The sequence below is a fragment of the Caulobacter sp. 05T431 genome (genome assembly GCF_056665975.1).
The window spans coordinates 1-389 of the sequence record NZ_JBFTKU010000155.1 but is presented as its reverse complement, the minus strand read 5'-3'; the positions used below and the strand labels follow the sequence as shown (position 1 = coordinate 389).

General features: G+C 62.7%; 1 protein-coding gene. It reads left to right on the top strand.

Translation table 11 applies throughout. The features are described 5' to 3' along the window. Positions 1-335 (top strand): alpha/beta fold hydrolase (locus AC1U89_RS24935; RefSeq protein WP_479902294.1); only part of this gene is annotated, 335 nt, incomplete at its 5' end. Positions 336-389 lie beyond the last annotated feature (54 nt).

Below are 389 nucleotides of genomic sequence, written 5' to 3'. Positions count from 1 at the left end.
TCGTGGTGCAGACGGATGAAACGCTGAGCCGGTTCCAGGAGTTGGTGGCACCCGCAGTTTCCCTGGTTGACGAGCCGGGCGTGATGCGGATCTTTTCGAATTGGGAGCTTCGGGATCGCCCGGAGGCTGCGGCTACCTATTCTCATCCCGTGCTAATCCTTGCTGGACGGCAGGATGCGACGGCCGGGTTTACGGACCCGTGGGAGCTGGTGGAGCACTACCCCCGGGCCACCTTTGCTGTACTCGATCGCGCCGGCCACGCGCTTTTGCACGAGCAACCCACACTGACGCAGGCCCTGATTGTCGAATGGCTCGCGCGCGTGCGGAGTCAATGATGGTTCACGATCATTGCCGGGGCAACGGTTCCTGGTTTCGTGGTGGGGCTGTCC